The following is a 19,620-nucleotide window of genomic DNA, read 5'->3' as shown; positions in this document are numbered from 1 at the left end:
AGCCTTTGTTGTTGTTATTAGTAATCAAAGTCCCAATCGGTTTTGTAGTGATCGAATTTGATATCGTCGATGGGACCGAACTGGGCGATGATGTTCATAATCCCCTCCTGCTGCTCGGGTGTGAGCAGTAGCTCGCCATGATGGGCACGATAATATGGTCCGTTGCCACGGCCAAAGAATGAGCTTACACTCTGGCGCGCCTCGGCCTTATGATACTTGTCCACGTTCTTGTACAGCTGACTGAATCCCCAGGCCTTCCGTACCAGTTTCTTCTCACGATAGTAGCAGCACTCGCCATCCTGCCAGGCTGTAGGATATATGGCCATGCCACAACCACGCTCCCCTCGCTTCAGTAGCATGGCCTGATAGTGCATGCACGTATCTTTTTTACCACACTCGCCATTAAAACACAGGGCATAGCTCCCAGGGATGTTTTCTACTTTCAGTTCTTTCTCTTCCATATTCATATTTTTTTAGTTATTAATCAAAAAATCTCTCATCTCTCAACAAATCTCTCAAAACCCGCATAAACACTGGTGATTCGGGCGATGAGAGATGGCTTTTATCCCTCCCTCATCTCTCCCTCATCTCTCATGTCATCTCTCCCTACATACCTATGCCACCTTGATAGGCATCACATCGTAGTACGAGATATGAGCACGCTCCCTATGCTTGAAACCCAGCGCCTTGATGGTTTTACCCAGTCGTACCTTATTGCCGATGGTATTGGTGAGCGAAGGATAGCTCTTTTGCATCACAACTATCATCTGGTCACAATTCATCGCCTTAGGTACCTCACCTTCTTCAGGATGGCGGAAACATGCCACAAACATCTCGCCCAGGTCCTTCTGTTCCATAAAGTCCTGATTCAACCGCTGTATGCGGGCCACCTCATCGTTACTGAACCAGTAGGGAGCCTTTAGCTCCTGCAACTCGTAAACCACCTGAGCATATAGCTGCAGATAGTCGATGTCGCCCTCATTATTAATCAGGTGCCCGTCAGGAATCTGGATACAGATGTATCGACGACTACCTGTAGGGTCGGTCAGAGGGTGAGGATTGTTGGTGGTTGCCACAAACGATGCGAATCGAGGGCGATCCTGCTGGGTGCGACCAAAGATGGGACGACCATTCACTTTACTTACCGACAGCGTCTGTTTAAGCTTTGACTGCTGCTTAACGCCGATGGCCTCGAGCTCGTCCAGATTCACAATGAGATTGTTGGTAAGCGCCATCTCCTTGTCGAACTTATTGCTCAGGTTCAGGTGGTCGAGATAATACTCACGTAGTTCAAGGGGCAGCAGTCGACGCACAAAGGTGGTCTTACCACAACCCTGAGCGCCTATAAACGTAGGTACACACTCATTGCCGTGCAGCATATCCATCTGCAACCAATGGGCAACGGCAGAGCGGAGCCAGATGGTGAGATAGTTTAGCTGCTCAGAACTGATGCCAGGTATGCGACCAAATATCCTGGCGATATGGTTCTGTCCATCCCATTTGGGCAGCGTAGTCAGGAATGCCTGCGCAGGATTATACTCAGGCACCTCCTCAGATTCCACATATTCCGTTATCTCTGTCTTAGGGCTGCCCTTTTCCAGTATCTGTTCGCGCTTGGCACGAATCACGATACTGTTCAGGGCCTCCTTGGTTAGAGGTCGGAACACATCTGCTTTAGGCAGCATAGCGTATTCCACCTTGCCGTTGAGGGTGTTTCGGCGGAACACGTAATTCTCGTTGAGGAACAGCTCGATGGCGAGCGTTGCCTCCTGTGAAGCGTTATTTGCCTCACTGATAGTAACACAGTTTTCAGTCATAAAAAAAAGATTTTAAAAGTTTTTACTCTTCCTTAAGTCCTTCTCCTTGGGTCAGGTTTTTGGCGCGCTTTCCACAGCGTGCGTTTCATGGTGCAAAGGTACAAAAAAAATCGCGGTTTGCAAGTGTTTCGGTCGTTTTTTTTCTATTTTTCTTGAAATATTAAATTTTGGATGGTATTGAGAGATGGAGGGAGGGATGAGGGAGAGATCAGGGAGGGATTATGAGAATCTCTCATCTCTCAAAACACTAGTGTTTATACAGGTTTTGAGAGATTTGTTGAGAGATGGAGGGATTTTTAGTAAAAACGTTGCAAAAAGTGCAAACTAAGGTTGTACACATCGCCATCAAAAGCGCATAATATTTTCCCAACTTGGGAATGTTTTGTCCCCAACCTGGGAACGTTTCATTCCCACCGTGGGAACATCGCGTTCCACTAATGGGAATATCAAAAAAGGCTTGCTCGGGATAATTGAGCAAGCCTTTTGTTTTGTTGTTTGTTTTTTATCCGCGGTATTTGAAGCTGCTGCCACCAACGAACTCACGCATGATGCTGGTGGGGGGAATCTCCTTATCGCTGATGGGGATAAAGTAATGCAGGAACTTTAACAGGCGATGGGCTTCGGCATACTCCGGGCAGTTTTTGGGAACTGACGCAAGGATCACCTCGGCATGGGTACGCAACACGGCAAACTCGATGTTGAGGGCCGAGTTGAACATCACATCGGCTGTTTCCTGGAAAGGTACAATCCACTGATCCTCGGCCTCGCACACGCTGTGCCACTGACTGATAGTCTCACGAGCCGAGAAGGCTCCTTTGTTGTAGTCGCGGATAATGCGACGCAGCAAACGGTTGTCCTGTGTGGGAATCCAGTTATGATCGTCGAGCGAGATGCTGGTAAGGGCCGAGATGTAAATCTTGTACTTGGCCGAATCGGGAATCTGCTTAGTGAGCAGGGGATTCAGGGCGTGGATACCCTCGATAATCAGCACGCTATCGTTGCTCAACTTAAACTTCTTGCCATTCCACTCGCGCTTGCCAGTAACAAAGTTATACTGGGGCACCTCTACTACCTCGCCCTTCATCAGGCGCTCCAGGTGCTCGCCCAGCAGCTTGTAATCTACGGTCTCAATATTATCAAAGTCGTACTGACCGTTAGGCAGCTTGGGGGTATCGACACGGTTCACAAAATAATCGTCGGTTGAGAACGAATAGGGACGCAAACCGCAAGCCAGCAGCTGCACAGAAAGACGCTTACAGAAGGTGGATTTACCTGAGCTCGACGGTCCTGTAATGAGGACTATACGGATGGGATTCTCAGGGTCGCGGAAACGCTGGTCGATCTCCTCGGCAATCTTTACAATCTTCTTTTCCTGCAGAGCCTCGCTCACCTGAATCAGCTCGGAGCCATAGCCACGCAGGATGGCCTTGTTGACATCGCCGGCATTCGACAGGCGCATGATAATATCCCAGCGCACCTTTTCGGCAAACACCTCGAACGTGCGAGGCATGTCAACCTTCTCGGCCAGTTTGGTAGGATCGTTCTTATCGGGCACACGCAGCAACAAACCGTCGTGATAGCGCTCCAGGCCCCACACCTTAAGGAAGCCTGCCGAGGGCACCAACGGACCATAGTAATAATCTACGGTATCGCCCAGCATATAATAATCGGTATATATCTGACCGCTGGTTTCAATCAACTTTACTTTATCGGCAAAACCACGCTCGCTGAACACACGTACAGCCTCGTCGGTAGTGGCCTCGGTGCGACGGAAAGGCAGGTCGAGATCAACAATCTCCTTCATGCGCTGGCAGATTTTCTGCACATCCTCATCCGTCAGGGGCTCGTTGTTTTTCTTTTTAAAGTTGCAGTAGTAGCCGTTTGAGATGGGGTGCTCCATGTAGAGCTTGCTACCAGGGAACACATCGCTGGTGGCCTTGTAGAGCACAAAGCACAGCGAACGGGTATAAACACGACGACCTGAACCACTACGGGCATCAAGGAATTCTACGTCGCGATTCTGATACAAACGGAACTTCAGGCCTTGCGAGGCGTTGTTGACCTTGGCCGATACTACTGGATACTTAAAATTAAGTTCGCTGGCAAACGCCTGATAAACGTCGGCCAACGATGTACCTTCAGGGAAACTCTTGGTGATGTTGTTATTCTTGCAACGGATATGTAACATACTCTACTGGTGTTTTTTCATACTTACCTTATCGATAGCTATCTTTTGGCAACCAACGCCCACAATAGCCAACTGGGCCTTGGCACAGCTACCATGAGCCGTAAACACAGCGTGGTACTGCTGCCACTGGTTGCCTTTGGCACGGATGGTAGCCTCGGCCAGGGGCTGGCGCTGCTCATCAACCAGCTGGATAATCAGCAGTTTGCAGCCTTCCACACGGTCCTCTTCCTTCAAGGCAGGCAGATTGCGCAGGCATACTGAGAAATCGTACTTGGTACCCTCGACTACAGGGATACCATCAAAACCCTGGTTATAGATGGTGTCGCAGCAGATGACGGCATAGCAAGGATTATCGGTACTAACAGGATCAACATAAACCACTACTAAGGGCTTGCGGCTATCCCAAGCGGTGGTGGCATTAGCGCCTTTTTCAACCCTGGGGGTTAATTCAAAATCGCCATTACGAATAAGCTCGGCTTCCTGAGCCTGAGCTGTGAGAGTGCATAATGCCAGCAACAGCATCATACAAAGATGTTTACACTTAATCATATCAAATATTCTCTTTTTAAAAAGTCTATACTACATGTAGGCAGAGCATGGTGAGATCGTCGTTAGGATCGGCGCCGTTGCGATGACGGTTCACCTCGTTCTTCATGGTATCTACCATATCTCGTGGATTCATCTGGCTGGCACTTTTAACTACGTTAAGCACCTGTTCGTCGCCAAACTGCTCAAGTTTCGTGTTCTCGGCCTCGTTCAAACCATCGGTATATACAAAGAACAGGTGGCCACGGATATCATCTATCACCTCGCCCTCGTATTTCAGTCCTTCCCAAAGGCCGATAGGCGCATTGGGTTCCATCTTCAGGAATCTGCTCTCGTTGCCATTGCCCAGTATGGGGGGATTATGACCTGCATTACAGAAATCGAGCTTGCCGGTACGCAGGTTCACCACACCGATAAACATGGTAATAAACATGCCGTCGTCGTTATGCTCGCTCAGTTCGGCATTCAGCTCGGTAGCCAACCTGGCTGGCGTGTAGTTACGCTTAACCATAGCACGGAACAGCCTGATAACCTGGGCCATGAAGAGCGCTGCGGGCACTCCCTTACCTGATACGTCGCCTACGCAGAAGCACAGGTTATCGCCAATAATCAGATAGTCGTACAAATCGCCTCCTACCTCCTTGGCGGCTGTCATCGAGGCATAGAGATCGAAATCGGAGCGCTGTGGGAACTCGTTGGGCACCATCGACTCCTGAATGTGGCGAGCAATACGCAACTCACTCTCGATACGCTCCTTGGCCGATGTGGTTTCTTCAAGCTGGTCGTAGGCCGCCTTCAGTTCGTTATGCGCCTTGTGCAACTTGGCAGCAGCCTTCTGTTTGTAAAGGGCATAAACAATAAAGAAGCCGATAATCAGAATAATAGTAACAACAGCGGCTATCTGACGCTCGCGCATCAGCTTGGCCTTGTTCTCGGCCAGTCGGGTTTCGTTCTGCTCGGTATTGTAGATAGTGGCCAGTTCGGCAGCATTGTCGGCTCTTGCACGATCGATAGCTACACTGAGCGAGTCGCAGATAAAGGTACTGATAGCATAAACCGAGTCCTTGCGACCTGCCTTGAGGTTGGCCTCGTACTTCTTCAGATAATAGGTTTCGAGATTCTCGATCGAGAACTCCATGCGATATTTGTTTACCAACTCATCGAGTCGCTGGAAACAAACGGCTGCATCTTTCCATTGTTTGGCCTCAATCAGGTACTCGCCAGCATCGTAGATACCCTCAGGACTCTTACTGAACTTGGTGTTTCTGAAGTCGAGATAAGCCAGATACGACTCCTGCGATTGCCCTAACGATACAAGCGCTGTGGCACGATAGATACTACAACGGGCAAGCTGCTTGTCGATATAGTCCTCGTCGGCAGAATATAGCCTCTCGTATTTGTGTACCAGCTCTTCATAGCGGTCGCACCAATACAGGGCCTGCTGATACTGATGGGTGGCATTGCACGAGTAAGCCATATTTACAATGCCTGCAATGGCACCTTTGTAAGTAGATTCGGTAGGTGATGCGCTGATGCGCTCAAGATGCTTGTTATAAGCGCGTTCGAACGATTTCTTAGTAGTTTCTTCCATGCCAGGCAAACGGGCCTGTCCGCAACCGATAAACACCAGCAGGTTTACATAATCGGTGGTGGTATCGCAACCTAACACCTCGAGTTTTTCGGCAGCATTGATGGCCTCTTTCAGCGAACCGTCGTAGTCGCCCTTCAGGTTCAGCAGGTTAGCCAGATGACTGGCCGCCTTGGCGTAATAATCTACCTGCTCGGAATTATTAAAGTTTTCTACTTCGCTCTCGGCCTTCTTCCAGTAATACTCGGCTGTGCGCTTCTTACCCATGCGGTCGCTGGCATAGCCACTCCAATAGTGCGACTGAACTTCGGAAATAGCACCAATCTTACCAAGGCTATCGGCTAAAGACAACAACAACGGATAGTCCTTATGCTTATACGCATCAAGGACTAATCCGTCGGCTGTATTCTTTTCAAGTCCTGTTTCTTTCCGTTCGCCGCATGCAACCACCAGCATCACCACCAGTGAGAAACAAGCCAGTAGTTTAATAGTTCTGTGGCTCATTCTTCTGCCCAATAATCATTTATTGTGGGCAAAGATACGGAAAAAGTTTGAAACTTGCAAGATATTACATCAAAAATTTATAAATATCGCTCTTTTATCCACGAGCCTCGATTTCCCTGTTAATCTCGTCCAAGCGCTCATCGGTAAGAGGATACTTGTAGATAAGACCTCCAACGATAATCAACAGAACGGCAGGAATGATACAGGTGAACACCAGAATAGCATTCTGAGCTGTTACCGAATACTCGGCCAGGTGGGTATAATAAGCGTTTACAGGTGCGCTGATGAACGAAGCCAGGAACACCGTTACAAAGATGCTGAGTACCAGTTGCAGGCACTTGTTGGCCTTGAACTCGGCAAACATCTCGCCATAGGTAACAGGCTTTTCGGGTGTAGTGGCAATGCGCTCCTTACAACCTGTGAAGCAGTAAAGCAGCAGTACAAAACCTACAATAGCAAATACGCAGGTAACAGTAAACCAAGCAGTAGGATCAACGGGCAGAGCCGACTCCTCGCTGGCCAGGTCGAAACCAATCATACCCATTACCAGTGGGGTAATCCAACCAGCAATTGAGAAACCAGCCTTGAAGGCTACACCAGCCAGAGCGTTAACGGTAGCAGCAGGACGGTTGCCTGTACGATACTCGGCCTCGGTAATTACCTCAGGCACAAGGGCCCACATGAGCGAACCTACCAGCAGACCTACACCTGTCATCACCTTAGCAGTCTGTACCAATGTATTGAGCTCGGCCACATCGAAGAACTTACCAATGGTAAACAGGATGACAAAACCTACAAAACCAATGGTGAGCAGCAGGTAATACAAGCCCTTCTTACCCAACCAGCTCTTCAGCATAGGCAGCGAGGGCAGGATAACGAAGGCAGGAATGGTACCAATGGCCATGAACAGAGCCTGGTTCCAGTCGATTATGGTATGAGCAACCATAGCCAATCCGATGGGGAAACCAGCCTGAACCACAATCTGACCGATGTTGGCACATACCATACGGGTAGATGTCAGCTTCAGCACCTCGTCGTTATCGCGAGTCATACTGGCCATGATAGAGCCATAAGGAATATTTACTACCGAGTAGATCATGCTAAGCACGGTATAGCTAACGGTGGCATAAATCAGCTTCACGCTGGGCGACCAGGTAGCGGCCTGTGGCAGCATAAGCAGGCAGGCAGCAACCGTCAAGGGGATACCACCATACAGCAGATAGGCACGATACTTACCCAACTTGGGGTTACGGTTGTCGATATAACGACCCACTACAGGACTCCAGAAGCAGTCGATGAGTCGGACAGAAAGAATCAGTCCGCTTACAAATGCCGGATTAATCTTCAGTACTGTAGTCAGATAAAGCATGAGGTAACATGCTACTGTCTGGAAAATAAGATTCTGCGCCAGGTCGCCCGATCCATAGCCGATGCGCTGGAGCCACGAAAGCTTGTAGAAGCCTTTGGTTTCGTTAGATGTACTCATATTATTTATTAGTTATTAATTGATAATTCGAATGAACTCATGGGCAGTCCGCTCAGCGAGCGAACGTTGGCCTGCTTGGGATCGTCCTTCCAGGCATAGCGGATTTTCAAGGCTGATGCTTGCGAAGCTTGAGGTACGAGAAGGGTAATCACATTACCCTTGCCGACAGCAGGCACATTCTGGTATGTATTGTTACCATTGTTGCAAACCTCGAATGTATAGAGGTCGCCTTCCTGTATGGGCTGGTCGAGTGTGAGCTGGATAGCTGCATCACTCACCTGGGTAGATACCACCTCGGGGGCCAGTTTCACCTTATTATTATATAAGAGTTTATCAAAGCATAAGCCGATACGCTCGGCCACCTCTTTTTTACGCAGGGGATGGATATCAACCGTCTCACCCAGATCGTTAATCACAGCCAGTTCGGCTTTTGCATCGGCCTTAGCCACTACACGCTGAGCCTCGCGCAGCTGTGCCCAACCGCTGTTTACAGGTTCTGTCTGTGGGGTGATGGGGCGTGGGAAGCCTGTCTGCTGGCGACCGTCGTAGTTGGCCAACTGCACAATCACGAACGGCATCTGCTGGTCGTTCCAGCGATCGCGCCAGCTACCCATCAGCTTTTTCAGATGGTCGGCATAGGGGGCAGGATTGCCAGTATTCGACTCACCCTGATACCATACCACGCCATTGATGGCATAAGGTGCCAATGGATACAGCACGGCATTATACAGTGTGGTGGGCAGGTTCTGTAACGATACGTCGCCGCTGGGGCACTGGGGCATTTCGGCACCCACCTTCATCTTCCACAGCTGACTGAGTGGCTGCACATCCTTTGGCATGGGGTTCTGCGACAGGCGGTCGTCGCCAAAACACAACATGTAAGGCTTTTCGGGAATGAAATGTACAGCGCCGAACTTATTGATAAAACGGATGGCAATTACGTTATCGCCCTCTTTCAGCATACCCTCGGGGATATCATAGCGGCGTGGGGGATACTGATAACCCGTTTGTCCAATCTGCTTGCCGTTCAGATAGGTTACATCGCGATCAAACAGGGTACCCAACAACAGGCGGGCAGGTTTTCCTGCGTGTTCCTTATCAATCGTGATATGCTGTCGCAGCCAAACGCTACCTGTGCCGCGCCAGGTCCAGTTGTTCTGATCAATCTGCTGCCATGAGGTTTCATCTACAGCCACATCGGCATAACCTGGGTCGGTCTGGTTCAGAATGCTTTCCCACTGCTGGTTGGCAGCGCCATTGGCCTGCATTTGTGCGCGTACATAATTATCGTTCTGATACATCTGCAGCTTTTTAATCAGCATGGGATAGTCGGCCTTCAGCGAATCCTCGCTAATCCAAGCCTCGATGGGTGTGCCGCCCCAGCTGTTAACAATAATGCCCTGAGGCACCTTGTTGGTCTGGAACATGCGCTTACCCAAGAAATAGCCGGCAGCCGAGAACAACCAGGCATTCTGCTTGTTCACAGGTTTCCAGTTGATGTTAGTATGGCGGATATCCTCCTTTACACCATGGGTGCTGGTTTCGTTCTGCACACGGAACAAGCGGATTTCATTATTCTCGTAGTTATCAATCTCCTGAGTGTACTGCGGATAAACACGCTCGATGGTTACATCAATGTTCGACTGACCAGAGAGCAGCCATACATCACCCACCAGAATATTATCAATCGTTTGATCGTTGACCGTTAACTGATAAGGGCCACCTGCTTTCATCTTAGGCAGGTCAACACGCCATCGGCCATCGGCATCGGCGGTAGTTTGATACACCTTCTTGTTGAAACGTACGGTTACGGTTTCGCCGGCATCGGCATGGCCCCAAACAGGTATGAGTTTGCCACGTTGCACCACCATACCCGACTGGAACAGTTTAGGCATGGTTACTTTTGCATCGGCAACTGACAAACAAAATAGTGTTGCGCAAAAAAATATAATTTTCTTCATAATTGTTGCTTTGAGGTCACAAAATTAAGAAAAATCTGCGATGAAACCGCCAAAATGAGTCATTTTGTTATGCAATGACACATTTTGAAAAACTTCTGTAACAATTTAAAATATAAACTCGCCGATTTTTCACTACCTTTGCAGCAGTTTTATTTTCAACAGATATGAACAAATTATCATCGCAACAGGTATCATTAGGTGAGAAGGTCGGCTATTCGTTAGGAGATGCCGCTGCTAACTTGGTATTCCAAATGATGATGATTTTCCAGTTGAAGTTCTATACCGATGTATTTGGACTCGACGGAGCTGTTGCTGGTTCGGTGCTGATGATAGCCAGCATTTCGGCCATCATCGTTGATCCTGCCATCGGTCTGCTCACCGACCATACCAACACCCGCTGGGGTAAATTCCGTCCTTGGATGCTTTGGACCGTTATCCCCTTCTGCGTATTCTATATGTTGGCATTCTATAATCCAGGCATTCACCAGAAAAGTTCGGTAGCCATCTACGCAACCATCAGTTATGTGTTGCTAATGACGGCCTACTCCTTTAACAATATACCTTATTCTTCTTTAGGCGGTGTGATGACCAGCGATATTCGCGAGCGCACCAGCATTACCACCATCCGTTTTGTGGTAGTAACCATTGCGCAGTTCGTGGTGCAAGGTCTTACATTACCTTTGGTAGATCACTTTGCCGAGGGCCACACTCTGCAGCATGGCTGGAGTTGCACCATCGCCATCTTTGCCTGCATCGCCTTTGTGTTCTTTATCATCACGTTTGCTGTGTCGAAGGAGCGCATACAGCCGCCTCCACGCCAACAGCTCAGTGTGAAAGAGGACATTAAAAATACTGTTTCGAATGTATCGTGGAATGCAATGGCATTACTCACATTTGCGCTGTTCGTAACGTTAGCCATGTGGGGATCGGCCATGAACTTCTACTTCCAATACAATGTAGATCAGAAGTCGCTGTACGATTTCATGTCGCATTTCATCAGTCTCGACTTTAATAATGCCTACTCTATCGGCTTCTCGGCCTTTAACATGATGGGGGCCATCGTGCAGTTTGTAGGTGTGATTTGCTTGTCGCGCTATCTGGCCAACAAGTTTGGAAAGAAGAAGACCTTCAAGGTATGTCTGAGTCTGACAGCTTTCCTTACTGCCCTGTTCTATATTCCAGAGCCCACCGACGTAGGATTGCTGTTTGTGATTAACTTCCTGCGCTCATTGGCTTATGCGCCTACCATCCCACTGCTGTGGGCTATGATTGGCGATGTGGCCGACCATATCGAATACGAGAGTCATCGCCGTGCCACAGGCTTCTGCTTCTCAGGCATCGTGCTGGCCCTGAAGTTAGGATTAGGCTTTGGAGGCGCTATCGCAGGCATCATCATTTCGATGTTCGGCTATGTAGCTGGTGGCGAAACTACCATACAGAACGAGAGTGCCACTATGGGTATCCGATTGGTATCGAGCATTGTGCCAGCCATGCTGTTCATGGTAGGTGTGGTGGCGCTGCACTATTACCCCATATCGAAAGAGTATAACGAGAACATGCAGGCAGAACTGTCGGCACGCCGCAGGATTGCCAACCAGAATAATGATTATTAACTATAAAAAATGTGAATATGAAACCACGCTATCTTTATCCAAAAGATTATTATGCAGACCCATCTGCTAATGTGTTTAATGGTAAGCTTTATGTATATCCCTCACACGACTGGGAGGCTGGTGCAGCCTTCGACGACGACGGCGGTCACTTCCAGATGAAAGACTATCACGTTATCTCTATGGAAGACGTAGAGAATGGCGAGGTAACCGACTATGGCAAGATTCTGGATGTTGCCGACGTAAAGTGGGCCGAAAAGCAGATGTGGGATAACGACTGCGTAGAGAAGGATGGTAAGTATTACCTGATTTTCTCGGCAAAGGACTACAATGGTGTATTCCACCTGGGTGTAGCTGTTGCTGATAAGCCCGAAGGTCCATTCATTCCACAGGATCAGCCTATCCGCGGTTCGTTCTCTATCGACCCCAGCGTGTTTAAAGACGACGACGGACAGATTTACTGCTATTTTGGTGGATTGTGGGGCGGACAGCTGCAGTGGTATCAGGCTCCTGAGAAACTGGTGAAGGAAGGTGTTGACCTGGGCCCTGCTGCTGATAAGAAGACTCAGCTGTTTGCACCTGCTGATGTACCTGCCCTGTCGAGCTTTGTAGTTAAGATGAGCGACGACGTGCTGCAGTTCTCTGAGGCTCCACGTAGCGTAGTAGTGGTAGATAAGGACGGACAGCCCCTGAAGGCTGGCGATCCTCACCGTTTCTTCGAGGCTTCATGGATGCACAAATACAACGGCAAGTACTACTTCAGCTATTCAACTGGCGACAGCCACATGCTGTGCTATGGTATCGGCGACAATCCTTACGGACCATTCACCTATCAGGGTGTGATTCTTGATCCCGTTGTAGGTTGGACTACCCACCACTCTATCGTAGAGTACAAGGGCGAGTGGTTCCTGTTCTATCACGACTGCGTACCTTCTAACGATATTACCCATCTGCGTTCGCTCAAAGTTCAGCGTTTGTTCTATAACGAGGATGGAACTATTCAAAAGGTTGTGAATGATTAATCACCAATTTATAACCAATTATTACATTACTCATCGCGACGAGTTGCTGACTTACGTCAGTACTCGTCTTGGTGGCAGAGCAGAGGCAGAAGACGTGGTTCAGAACGTGTTTCTGCGTCTGCTCACTTCCACCAAATTAATCACCGAAACCACCTTACCAGCCTTAGCATATACCACAGCACGCCACATGATATGCGACTTTTACCGTCGACGTATCTACGCCAACGACTACGAGCATTATATCCGAGAGGTGTGTAGCGAGGAACTTTCGGCCGATTCGGTTTACTCTATCAGAGAGATAACCGAACAGCTGGAACGCGGACTGGCACGACTGCCAGAGAACTGTCGCGAGGTGTATCGTCTTCATATCTACGATGGTATGAAGGTGAGCGAGATATCCGATTTCTTAGGCGAGAACTACAAGAGCGTAGAGTATCGCTTAGGTACAGCCCGCAAGGCCATGCGCCAGTATTTGCGAGCTATTTAAATATCAAGGTTGAAAGCTTATCGGCAGCAAACAACTCGTTTGCAACCTTCTGTACGTCGTCAACCGTTACCTTATCAATACTGTCAAACAGCTTTTCAACGTTTTTCTCCCAACCATAATGCAGGAAACTCTTACCAAAGTCGAGTGCAAACTGTTCGCGATTGTCGCAGGCAATGGCTATCTGACCTTTCAACTGCTGCTTGGCTTTCTGTAAGGCGTTGTCGCTCAATGGTTTCTGCATCACCTTATCCAATTCGCGGCGCACCAGGCGGAGGCATTTACGTACATCGTGTGGGTCGCAACCAAAATAAATGCTCCACATGCCAGTATCGCTGTAGCTTACCATGGTACTCTCAACGGTATAAACCAAGCCATTACGCTCGCGTAAAGCCAGGTTCAAGCGGGCATTCATGCTGGGTCCGCCAAGAATGTTATTCAACAGATACAAAGGGATACGCAAAGGATGGTGGATGTCGTAGCTACGTGTGCCTAACATCACATGTGCCTGGTGCGAACCAATATCCTTGGTAAGCGATTTGGCAGGAACCGCTGTGGGCTTGTCAACCAACGTGGGTTGCTGTTCGGTTGGCGCCTGACCAAAAGTCTGCGCTTTCTCTACCATTTTTACCAGACGTTTGAAATCCACATTGCCATACACAAAGAAAATGGCGTTGTCAGGACGGTAGTTACGCTTTACAAATCGTAAGGCATCAGCGGTTTTATAGGTACGCAGCTGATCGGCATTGCCCAAGATGTTATGCCCCAGGGGATGACCCTCGAACAGCATATTCTCGAACTCATCGTAAATCAGCTCAGCAGGCGAGTCGTTATAACTCTCAATCTCATCGCAGATAACCTCTACCTCCTTATCAATCTCGTGCTGGGGATAGGTGCTGTGAAACACCATATCGGTAAGCAGCGAGATGGCTTTGGCTATATGCTCCTTCTGGATGGCTGCATAAAACGTGGTATCCTCCTTATTGGTAAAGGCATTCAGGTCGCCACCCAACTGCTCCAAACCATTGATAATCTGGATGGCGTTGCGATGCTCGGTGCCCTTAAACGTCAGATGTTCGCAAAAATGGGCCATACCCTCCTCGCCAGGCAACTCATCGCGTGTGCCGGCAGCTATCTGGTAACCGCAGTAAACCACCTCGGCCACCGAGGGCTTGTGGATAATGCGCAAGCCATTGTCAAGGGTATAAGTATTGTAATTTGCCATATTAATCTTCGTATTCTGTAGGATCGTCGATACCAGCATCGGCCAAGGCCTCCTTGCGCTCAACACAGGTGCCGCACTTGCCGCAATGCTTGTCGCCACCACGATAGCACGACCAGGTTTTGCTGTAGTCGATACCCAACTCCTTACCACGGGCAGCAATCTGACCCTTGGTCATATTGCAGTAAGGCGAGAGCAAGCGCACACCATTAAAGGTACCAGCCTGGGCAGTCTTATCGAAAGCATCAACAAACTCAGGGCGACAATCGGGGTAGATGGTGTGGTCGCCACCATGATTGGCCATCATCACATACTGCAGATCGTTACTCTCGGCCATACCTGTGGCAACGGCCAGCATAATGCCATTACGGAAAGGCACCACCGTAGATTTCATATTCTCGCTGGCATAATGGCCCTCGGGGATAGCCTCATCACCCGACAGCAATGAGCTACGGAAATACTCTCCCATAAACTTCAAGGGGATAACCAGGTGCTTGATGCCCAACTGCTCGCAATGATACTTGGCAAAGGGAATCTCCTTGGCATTATGATTACTGCCATAATCGAATGATATGGCCAGCGCAATACGCTCCTGATAGTCGTAGAGCAGTGTGGTAGAATCCATACCACCGCTCAAAATGATGATACTGTCTTTCATCTTCTTAATATTTTGGATGCAAAGGTACGAAAAAAAAGACACGAATTACACGAATTACACGAAAAATTGTTTATCTTTGCGGCATGAAACTAAAAACAATTTCGATAACCGTATGCTTGCTGCTGTGTTCGATGGTGAGTATGGCTGGCGTTTGGCAATATGTTGATCCACGTATTTGTAGCGAAGGTGTGGGAAGAACATTCCCTGGTCCGTCGATGCCTTTTGGTATGTGCAAACCAGGTCCCGACTGCACCGTTAAGCCCAATGCCGGTTGGGCCAAGATGCCCGAAGTGGTAACAGGCTTTTCGCAAACCCACGTGAGCGGCACAGGCGGCGGTCAGAAATATGGTAACATACTGATACAGCCAGGCGTTACACCCCAGAAGCGCACAAACGAGGAGTTTGCGCTGGGCTATTATGCCACCACCTTTGAGAATGGTATCCGCACAGAGATTACCACCTCGGAGCGTTGCGCCTTTTATCGCATACACTACCCTACAAATGGTTCGTTGCTGATTGATGCCACACATTACCTGGGTAAGAGCCCTATCCCCGACCAGCGCGAGCAACAGCAGTTTATTGGTGGCGAGATAGAAGTGGTGAGCAATCACGAGGTACGCGGCTACACAAGGGTTCGTGGCGGTTGGAACAATGGCGACGCCTATACGGTGTACTTCTGCTTGGTAACAGATAAGGCTTTTAAGCAGGCGAGCGAAAATACCATCGCTTTTACCGATACCCTAATAAACATCAAGATAGGCATATCGTACGTGAGCGAGCAGCAAGCCAAACGTAATATTCCTGATAACAATTTCGACACCCAGTTAAGCACCCTGCGCAACAGCTGGGAGCAACTGCTGAGTCGTATCCAGATAAAAGGCACAGAGGCTGATAAGCGCATGTTCTACACAGCCCTTTATCACACCATGATTATGCCTGTGGACAAATCGGGCGAAAACCCCAAGTGGACTGAGAAACCTTACTACGACGATTACTATGCTATCTGGGATACTTATCGTTCCAGTTCGCCACTCATCACCCTGATTGACCCTAAGCGCGAGGCGGACATCGTCAATGCGCTGCTGAACATCTATAAACGCGAAGGTTATATGCCCGATGCCCGCAGCGGCGATTGCAACGGACGCACCCAAGGCGGTTCGAATGCCGAGGTGGTGATTGCCGACGCCTTTGCCAAAGGTGTAGAGGGCATTGATTATAACTACGCCCTACAGGCCATGCTGAAGGATGCCGAAGTGGATCCTGGTGCCGACCACGAGAAACATGGTCGTGGTGGACTGCACGAATACCTGAAATATGGTTATCTGCCTTATGGAATCGATCGTGCTGGCACGCGTACCATTGAGTATGCCTACAACGATTATTGCATTGCACTGGTGGCCAAAGGCTTAGGCCGCATGGATGTTTACGACCGTTATATGAAACAGTCGCAGAACTGGAAGAACCTGTGGCGTGCCGACTATGAGTGGGACGATGTGAAAGGTTATATCATGCCCAAGGATGCCAACGGCCAATGGCTCGATTCGGTACCCTGGGGCAAATCAAAGGTTTATCATCCACTCATACCTTATACCCCTATCACCAAAGTGGCACCTTGGTATCTGCCTTGGTGGAGCACTTTCTTCTACGAGGCGCTTTCAGCCGAGTATTCGCTCAGCATCCCTCACGATGTGCCAGGACTGATAGAGGCTTGTGGCGGCGCCGCCACCTTCCGCAAGCGATTGGATATGTTCTTTGATCGCAAGCGTTACAATGTGGGTAACGAGCCCTCGTTCCTTACACCTTGTCTGTATCACTGGATTGGCAGACCCGACCTGACTTCGGATCGTGTCCGCCAGATTATCAGCGAAAACTATAACGATAAGCCCGATGGTCTGCCTGGCAACGATGATAGCGGTGCCATGTCGTCGTGGTTAGCCTTCCACATGATGGGCCTCTACCCCAATGCCGGTCAGAGCTACTATCTGCTGCACGCCCCACTGATACCAGAATGGACCCTGCAGTTATCCAATGGCAAAACACTGCATGGTGTACTGAAAGGCAAGGGCACCCACTTTGAGAAGGTAACCCTGAATGGCCAACTGCTTAACGATGCCCGATTGGAACACGCCGACCTGATGCAAGGTGGCGAGCTGGTGTTCTATGTATCGAAGAAGCGTGTAGAAGGGGAAAACAAAGTATTTCCAAGTAAGAAACAAAGTGTTTCCAAGACAGAAACAACCAGTTTCCAAGTTGGAAACAACTTAAAAGCTACCCTCGCCCCCTGCGGCAACATCAGCTTTACACTCAACCAGCAGCACCGTACCTGGCCTTGGGCCTACGCCTGGCAGGCCGACACCTTAATATTTACCTGCAAAGAAGCTACTTACAAGATACCTCGTGCTGTGGTAGAGAATGGTAACGGGTTCTGCTGGGAGATGCCATCTGCCGATGGTGCCATCTACGAGGCCAAAGGTACGTTTGCCTTTATCTCGCAGAAGGCCTTAAAAACATTACAGGAAAAAGGCTACTTTATCTACGATGGTATTACCTGGCGAAAAACAGCCTCAACAAACGATACAATAAAAGTACGTGCTGATATCGATCTTACAGAAATGTGTATCTCACTGAAACACAATCTGCCTCTCGTGCTCGAAATGCGTAATAATCCTTTAGGTATCAATTGGCGTATGGAATGACAAAACGGCTATTAATAGTTATCGCTCTGCTAACATGGGGCTTTGCACTCTATGCTGTTCGTGGCGGCGCTACGGATGTAAAACAAGAGAGTGAAGCGCGATGGCAGAAGATTGTGGCACTTAAGAACTCATCGCAAACCCAACAGCTGGCCCAAGAGGCCAATGCTCAAATGGAGTGGTTCGGCTCGCATGACGAGTGGGACAACTACTATCGTACCTGGCAACTAAAAGCCAACGCCCTGAGTGCACAAGGCAAACTACAGACAGCATTGCAGGAAACACAGCGCATGCTGAGCGATGCCCAGGAGCGCGACAACAAGTTAGGACGTGCGATGGCCTATAAACAGATAGGTGTGATTTATCTGAACATGAAACAGACTGAGCCTGCCGTTGAGGCACTGAAGCACTATGCCGAACTGATGAAGGACGAGGACGACTTTAATTCTATCAGCAACATCTACTACCGCATTGCCAAGGCCTACGATTATAACAAGCAATACAAGCAGGAACTGCAGGAAACCAACGAATGGATGCACTTTCTGCTTACCAAGGTTGGCAAGGTTAAGAAACCACATGTTCGCGAATGCTATAACGCCTGCTATCTGGCCCGTGCTGCCGCCTTTATCGGACTGAACAGACTTCATGATGCCCAAATGGCGCTTGACACCGCCCATCATCATGCCCACCTGATTAACACCTCGCTCAGTCTGCACCACTATTATAAAATGCAGGCCCGCTACTATATGGCAGCAGGCGATGCAGCCAACGCACTCCTTTATACCGACAGCGTAAAGTTTATTACCAACGAAAAGGACGATCATAACGACGAGATAAGAGCCCAGGCCCTGATGCAGTTAGGACGAGGGAACGACGCGGCACAGATTTATCAGCGCCTGTATCAGGAAAAAGACTCGGTGTTCAGTCACGAAGCACGTCAACACCTCGACGAGTTGAACACCATCTTCCAAGTAGATGAGCTCAAGGAAGAGCAGCAGCACGCCAAGTTCTTCTATACCGTGCTGGCCTCAGCTACTGTGGTGGTTGCACTCCTGATACTGATGCTGTTTGGCTGGCGAACAGCTATCAAACTAAAGCGCATAAACGACAAACTGCGCATAGCCAACGAGAAAGCCGAAGTATCATCAAAGATGAAAAGCGAGTTTATCCGTAATATCTCTCACGAAATACGTACGCCGCTTAACATCGTATCGGGCTTTACCCAGGTACTCACCTCGCCCGAAATGGATCTGCCTAAGACGGAAAAGAAAGATATTCAGGAGCGGGTAACCGAGAATACCGACCGCATTACCAAGCTGATAGACCGCATGCTGATGATAAGCAACATTCACAGCGATGCAAAGATTGAACGCGAGGACCACACCGACATTCAAACCATTGTGGCTCAGGCTATTAGTTACTCTGGCATCGAACAGCGCACACGCCCCACAAACAAAGAGGCTGCTGTAACGCTCAAAGTACAGATAGATGCAGCTACCAATGCACTTAGTGTGCTAACCCACAAGTTGCATGCCTCACGACTTCTTGCACAGCTGCTGGAGAATGCCGCAAAGTTTACACACGAGGGCACCATCAGCCTCCAAGCCGAGGCTATCGATGGTCTGGTTCGTTTTATCGTAGAAGATACAGGCATCGGCATTCCTGCTGATGAGAGCGAACATATTTTTGACGAGTTTGTACAACTGAACGAGTTTGCCGATGGTACTGGCATCGGACTTACTGTAGCACGCTCTGTTGCCCTGCGATTGGGCGGCGACCTGCGGGTTGACACCGATTATAAGCAAGGTGCACGTTTTATTTTTGAACTACTAAGATACTGA

Annotated in this window: 14 protein-coding genes; 5 read left to right on the top strand and 9 right to left on the bottom strand. The window is 49.1% G+C overall.

Annotated features, from left to right (window positions below; translation table 11 throughout):
* Positions 1-17 precede the first annotated feature (17 nt).
* The 7 genes from T499_RS0106560 to T499_RS0106530 all read right to left on the bottom strand — a co-directional run bounded on the left by T499_RS0106560 (position 18) and on the right by T499_RS0106530 (position 10,090).
* The gene (locus T499_RS0106560; RefSeq protein ID WP_157054544.1) at positions 18-461 is read right to left on the bottom strand and encodes a DUF6078 family protein; all 444 of its coding nucleotides are present in this window, start codon (positions 459-461) and stop codon (positions 18-20) included.
* A 153-nt stretch (positions 462-614) separates the two neighbouring features.
* Positions 615-1,817: a VapE domain-containing protein gene (locus T499_RS0106555; protein ID WP_033150306.1), complete on the bottom strand. Its 1,203-nt coding sequence runs from the start codon at positions 1,815-1,817 to the stop codon at positions 615-617.
* Between the two features lie 502 nt (positions 1,818-2,319).
* Positions 2,320-4,005, bottom strand: coding sequence for a nucleoside kinase (locus T499_RS0106550; protein ID WP_013065035.1), 1,686 nt, complete (start codon positions 4,003-4,005; stop codon positions 2,320-2,322).
* A 3-nt stretch (positions 4,006-4,008) separates the two neighbouring features.
* On the bottom strand, positions 4,009-4,554 hold the full coding sequence (locus T499_RS0106545) for a hypothetical protein (protein WP_157054543.1): 546 nt from the start codon (positions 4,552-4,554) through the stop codon (positions 4,009-4,011).
* A 25-nt stretch (positions 4,555-4,579) separates the two neighbouring features.
* Positions 4,580-6,643 carry a PP2C family protein-serine/threonine phosphatase gene (locus tag T499_RS14145; protein ID WP_052173498.1) on the bottom strand — a complete coding sequence of 688 codons (2,064 nt, stop codon included), beginning with the start codon at positions 6,641-6,643 and terminating at the stop codon, positions 4,580-4,582.
* Positions 6,644-6,737: 94 nt separating this feature from the next.
* On the bottom strand, positions 6,738-8,129 hold the full coding sequence (locus T499_RS0106535) for an MFS transporter (protein ID WP_033150304.1): 1,392 nt from the start codon (positions 8,127-8,129) through the stop codon (positions 6,738-6,740).
* 8 nt (positions 8,130-8,137) lie between these two features.
* Positions 8,138-10,090 (bottom strand): sialate O-acetylesterase, encoded by a 1,953-nt coding sequence (locus T499_RS0106530; protein WP_033150303.1) that lies wholly within the window; start codon positions 10,088-10,090, stop codon positions 8,138-8,140.
* Positions 10,091-10,254: 164 nt separating this feature from the next.
* On the opposite strand from T499_RS0106530, the gene T499_RS0106525 reads away from it, so the two are divergent.
* Genes T499_RS0106525 through T499_RS0106515 form a run of 3 tightly spaced genes read left to right on the top strand, consistent with a single transcriptional unit; the run spans position 10,255 to position 13,209 of the window.
* A complete protein-coding gene (locus T499_RS0106525) occupies positions 10,255-11,703 on the top strand; it encodes an MFS transporter (RefSeq protein WP_033150302.1) in 1,449 nt (482 codons plus the stop codon).
* A gap of 17 nt (positions 11,704-11,720) precedes the next feature.
* A complete protein-coding gene (locus T499_RS0106520; protein ID WP_013063388.1) occupies positions 11,721-12,722 on the top strand; it encodes a glycoside hydrolase family 43 protein in 1,002 nt (333 codons plus the stop codon).
* A complete protein-coding gene (locus T499_RS0106515) occupies positions 12,715-13,209 on the top strand; it encodes an RNA polymerase sigma factor (RefSeq protein WP_013064192.1) in 495 nt (164 codons plus the stop codon). The genes T499_RS0106520 and T499_RS0106515 overlap by 8 nt, the downstream gene beginning before the upstream one ends.
* Here the strand turns inward: T499_RS0106515 and T499_RS0106510 are convergent.
* Together T499_RS0106510 and queC are read right to left on the bottom strand one after the other, a co-directional pair.
* The gene (locus tag T499_RS0106510) at positions 13,202-14,431 is read right to left on the bottom strand and encodes a M16 family metallopeptidase (RefSeq protein WP_013064976.1); all 1,230 of its coding nucleotides are present in this window, start codon (positions 14,429-14,431) and stop codon (positions 13,202-13,204) included. The two genes, T499_RS0106515 and T499_RS0106510, sit on opposite strands and share 8 nt — an antisense overlap.
* A 1-nt stretch (position 14,432) precedes the next feature.
* The gene (queC, locus tag T499_RS0106505) at positions 14,433-15,086 is read right to left on the bottom strand and encodes a 7-cyano-7-deazaguanine synthase QueC (RefSeq protein ID WP_013063020.1); all 654 of its coding nucleotides are present in this window, start codon (positions 15,084-15,086) and stop codon (positions 14,433-14,435) included.
* Between the two features lie 83 nt (positions 15,087-15,169).
* On the opposite strand from queC, the gene T499_RS0106500 reads away from it, so the two are divergent.
* Both T499_RS0106500 and T499_RS0106495 read left to right on the top strand, forming a co-directional pair.
* The gene (locus T499_RS0106500) at positions 15,170-17,782 is read left to right on the top strand and encodes a GH92 family glycosyl hydrolase (protein ID WP_033150301.1); all 2,613 of its coding nucleotides are present in this window, start codon (positions 15,170-15,172) and stop codon (positions 17,780-17,782) included.
* The gene (locus tag T499_RS0106495; protein ID WP_013064990.1) at positions 17,779-19,620 is read left to right on the top strand and encodes a sensor histidine kinase; all 1,842 of its coding nucleotides are present in this window, start codon (positions 17,779-17,781) and stop codon (positions 19,618-19,620) included. The genes T499_RS0106500 and T499_RS0106495 overlap by 4 nt, the downstream gene beginning before the upstream one ends.

Source organism: Prevotella sp. RM4 (assembly GCF_000701965.1).
In the GTDB taxonomy this organism is placed as follows: domain Bacteria; phylum Bacteroidota; class Bacteroidia; order Bacteroidales; family Bacteroidaceae; genus Prevotella; species Prevotella ruminicola.
This window is presented reverse-complemented; position numbering and strand designations above follow the sequence as displayed.